This is a genomic window from Methylophaga sp. UBA4204 (assembly GCF_002379485.1).
Lineage (GTDB): Bacteria > Pseudomonadota > Gammaproteobacteria > Nitrosococcales > Methylophagaceae > Methylophaga.
Map to the genome: position 1 here is coordinate 4,070 of NZ_DFTU01000024.1, position 4,454 is coordinate 8,523.

The 4,454-nt window shown below is 44.2% G+C and carries 5 protein-coding genes and 1 pseudogene; all 6 read left to right on the forward strand.

The annotated features are described in order from the left end of the window. A pseudogene (locus B3182_RS03145) lies at positions 1-312 on the forward strand (tRNA (5-methylaminomethyl-2-thiouridylate)-methyltransferase); the annotation flags it as partial. Next, complete coding sequence (locus B3182_RS03150) at positions 309-536, forward strand: sulfurtransferase TusA family protein (protein WP_292354788.1); 228 nt, start codon at positions 309-311, stop codon at positions 534-536. The pseudogene B3182_RS03145 and the gene B3182_RS03150, both read left to right, overlap by 4 nt. Positions 537-709: 173 nt before the next feature. Further along, positions 710-2,119, forward strand: a complete 1,410-nt coding sequence (glnA, locus tag B3182_RS03155) for a glutamate--ammonia ligase (protein ID WP_292354790.1) — start codon at positions 710-712, stop codon at positions 2,117-2,119. 97 nt (positions 2,120-2,216) lie between these two features. Continuing rightward, positions 2,217-2,849, forward strand: coding sequence for a DUF4124 domain-containing protein (locus B3182_RS03160; protein ID WP_292354792.1), 633 nt, complete (start codon positions 2,217-2,219; stop codon positions 2,847-2,849). Positions 2,850-3,026: 177 nt separating this feature from the next. After that, positions 3,027-4,100 (forward strand): nitrogen regulation protein NR(II), encoded by a 1,074-nt coding sequence (gene glnL / locus B3182_RS03165; RefSeq protein WP_292354794.1) that lies wholly within the window; start codon positions 3,027-3,029, stop codon positions 4,098-4,100. Continuing rightward, the coding region (locus B3182_RS03170) for a response regulator (RefSeq protein ID WP_292751506.1) at positions 4,090-4,454 on the forward strand (365 nt) is incomplete at its 3' end. The genes glnL and B3182_RS03170, both read left to right, overlap by 11 nt.

Sequence of the window (4,454 nt, forward strand, 5' to 3'; positions counted from 1 at the left end):
CGGCATATTCGGCCAAAAGCGGATTTTAAAATGATCATTGCCCGCGATGCTGGAGAGAGCAAATTCCTCGAAGGTTATCGCAAACAGTTTACCAGCCTGTATTCAACCAGCCATAATGGACCAATGGCCATTATTGATGGTGATATTGAACAACAGGATTTTCCGCTGGCGGCATCCATCGTGGCGCGTTATGGTCAGGGGCGACATGCTGATGAAGTTGAAGTAGAAATTACGGTACCGGATAAACCACCGAGGCATATTCAGGCACGCCCGATTAACGTTGAGCAGGTTCCACAGGAGTGGTACGTGTGAAACAGATTGAATTAGATGCAAGAAGATTGTTATGTCCCTTGCCAGTCATCAAAACGCAGAATAAAGTAGCGGAATTGTCTTCTGGAGATATTCTCACAGTAATTTGCACCGATCCCGGTGCGTTAAGTGATATTCCTGCATGGGCCAGAATCCATGGACATCAGATTGTAAAGTCGGTTGAAAAGGATGATGAGATCATTATTACGGTCTGTGTTGGTGCGTAGCACTTTAATGGTGCGTTTTAGGTGTTGAGTGCACCAATAGTGATCATTGGTGGCTGGTGTCTGCACTCAAATGGTTGATTTTATGGGGCTGTTGAGTTGGCAAGGTTTGTGCTGTAACAGCAAGTGAGTTTTTTTGCACCAAGGTGTGCAGTTTTTTAATTTGGAGATTATAAATGTCAGTCGAAAATGTGCTTCAGATAATTAAGGACGAGGACGTTAAATTCCTTGATTTCCGTTTCACCGACACGCGTGGTAAAGAGCAACACGTTTCTTACCCAGCGCATTCAATTGATGAAGATACCTTCTCTGAAGGGGTCATGTTTGATGGTTCATCAGTTGCCGGTTGGAAAGGTATTAACGAATCGGACATGATTCTGATGCCGGATGCTTCGACTGCTGTTCTCGATCCGTTTATGGACGATACAACGCTGATCGTTCGTTGCGATATCGTTGAACCGGCTACCATGCAGGGATATGAGCGTGACCCACGCAGTGTGGCAAAACGTGCAGAAGCCTACCTGGCATCTACTGGTTTGGCAGACACTGCTTTCTTTGGTCCTGAACCAGAATTTTTCATCCTTGATGATGTTCGTTGGGGCAGTGATATCTCTGGCTCGTTTTATAAAATCGACTCTGACGAATCTTCCTGGAATACTGAAAAAGTCTTCCCTGACGGTAACAAAGGTCACCGTCCAAGCATTAAAGGTGGTTATTTTCCAGTACCGCCGGTTGATTCATTACAGGACATTCGTTCAGCCATGTGTTTAACCATGGAAGAAATGGGTCTGGTAACTGAAGTTCATCACCATGAAGTTGCTACAGCTGGTCAGTGTGAAATTGGTACCAAGTTCAACACGTTGGTAAAAAAAGCCGACGAAGTTCAAACACTGAAATATGTTGTGCATAATGTTGCTCATGCTTACGGTAAAACGGCCACATTCATGCCAAAACCATTGGTAGGTGATAACGGTAGTGGTATGCATGTTCATCAGTCGCTGGCTAAAGATGGCGACAACCTGTTCTCCGGAAACAAATATGGCGGTTTATCAGAAACTGCTTTGTTTTACATCGGTGGCATTATCAAACATGCCCGTGCGTTGAACGCCTTTACCAATTCTTCAACAAACAGTTACAAACGTCTGGTTCCTGGCTTTGAAGCTCCGGTTATGCTGGCTTACTCTGCACGTAATCGTAGTGCGTCTATCCGTATTCCTTTTGTCAGCAATCCAAAAGGCCGCCGTATTGAAGTACGTTTTCCTGACCCATCAGCAAACCCATATCTTGCATTCAGTGCAATGATGATGGCGGGTCTGGATGGAATCAAAAACAAAATCCACCCTGGCGATGCGATGGACAAGGATTTATATGACTTGCCACCAGAAGAAGATGCAGCGATTCCAAAAGTTTGTCATGCATTGGATCAAGCATTAGCAGAGCTGGATAAGGATCGTGCTTTCTTAACAGAAGGCGGTGTTTTCACTGATGATATGATCGATGGCTATATTGATCTGAAGATGGAAGAAGTTACTCGTCTGCGTATGGAGACACATCCTGCAGAGTTTGATTTGTACTACAGTGTTTAAGCTTTTTTGATTGATGTCACAAAACGCCTCCCATGTGGAGGCGTTTTTTTATGTTTCGCAGTTGCACATTGGTGATGGCTGACCTATATTCATAGGCATGAAATTGATTCTTGTCATGTTGTTTGGTCTCGGCACAGCTGTTGCGGCTGAGGATATCTATCGCTGGGTTGATGACAATGGCAATCAGGTGTATTCAGATCAGCCTGGTGAGAATGCTGAAAAGGTTGAATTACAACAGCCTATGACTTATTCACCAGTACAAATCCCTGAAGAAACAGCCTCCGCTAACGTTGAACAACAGGAAAATGCTGATGAGCCTGAAGCTGCCCCAAATTATAAGGTAGCTATTGTTGCGCCCGAAAATGATGCCGGGATTCGTGTTAATAACGGCAATGTCACAGTCAATCTGCAAGTGTTTCCAGCATTAAATCCTGAACGGGGCGATTTGATTCAGTTATACCTAGACGGCTTACCGGCAGGCATGCCAATGCCTCAACTGAGTTTTATGCTGGAAAATCTGGACAGGGGAACACATACCTTGTCAGCAAATGTACTGAACGCTTCCGGGGAAGTTTTAGCTCAAAGTGAAACGATTACCTTTTATTTACAACGCACCAGTCTACAACAACCAGGCCGTCAAAACGGTCAACCAAGTCCCGGACCCGGTGCACCCAGTATTCCCGGCTTTCCTACTACTCCTGGTATCCCGACCTTTCCTCAAACACCTTGATAGTCGCACCAAAATGATGCGTGCAAGAGTGTAAATACACTTTTCATACTGCTTGAAGTGGTTGGTTTATTTAAACTCTTCCATACTCAAATATATTATTACCATTGGAATCATAATCTTAAATATGATGTGACATTTGGTGCTTACAAATGGAGCGTTTTTTGCAGATGGCAGGCCATGAACTTAAACGACAAACTGATTAATGTTGAACAGTTTTCCAGCGATGATGTACTGGAGAGTTTAACGACTGCGATATTAGTACTCGACATGAATTTACGGGTTTGTTACATCAATACTTCAACGGAAGTCATGTTTGAAATCAGCCAACGTCAGGCTGAACATATTCCCTTTCAGACTTTGTTACCGGGTGAAACACATCTGTTGAATTCATTACGCCGGGTTATCAGTAATGGACAGGCGCTAATAGAACGTGAAATTCAGTTATTTCTGCCTGCTGCAGGCGAAATAGTTGTGGATTGTTCAATCCAAATGCTGGACGTTGCTGAGCCCCATCTCCTGGTAGAGTTGGCACAGCTGGATTATCAACAGCGCGTCAATCGTGATGAAAATTTACATACCCAGCAACAGGTAGTTCGTGGTCTGGCGCACGAAATTAAAAATCCGCTGGGAGGGTTGAGAGGTGCTGCACAGTTATTGGAACGTCAGCTGGATTCGGATGATTTGAAAGAATATACCCGAATCATCATTAATGAAGCTGACCGGTTGCAAAACCTGATGACTCGAATGCTGGGGCCTTATCAGCAATCCGAAAAGCAGTTTTTGAATATTCATGAAGTTTTACAACGAGTTCGCCAGCTTGTAGATATTGAAGTCGACGAGCGGCTTCAGTTTATAGCTGACTATGATCCCAGTATCCCGGATTTACACGCTGATTTTGATCAGTTGATTCAGATTATTTTAAATATTGTGCGTAATGCAGTTCAGGCAATGCATGGCATTGGCATTATTCGGCTGAAAACTCGCATCCAACGTAATCTGACCATTGAAAAACGTTTTTATAAATTAGGCGTGCTGATTGAAGTAGAAGATAACGGCCCGGGTATTCCAAAACAATTACAGGACAGTTTGTTCTATCCCCTGGTGACTGGGAGAGCTGATGGCACAGGGCTAGGATTATATCTGGTACAGAATCTAGTGCAGCGAAATGCTGGCACAGTCAGTTGTATCAGCCATGCAGGCCAAACCATATTTTCAATTATTTTTCCCCTGGAGTTAAACCGTGAGCGCTAAAGCAATAGCATGGATTGTTGATGATGACCGATCGATTCGATGGGTATTACAAAAGGCATTGGAAGCCGTAGATATCACTGTCAAAGCCTTTGAGAGTGGTGATCTGGTGTTGGAGCAATTAAAACGAGGTACAGATACCCCGCCAGATGTGCTGGTCAGCGATATCCGTATGCCAGGCCTGGATGGGCTGCAATTACTGGCAGAAATTCAGCGTAAGCAACCTGATCTACCGGTCATTATTATGACCGCTTATTCGGATCTGGACAGTGCTGTATCTGTATACGAAGGTGGTGCTTTTGAATACCTGCCAAAACCCTTTGATGTTGATGAAGCGGTTGATTTAGTACAGCGAGC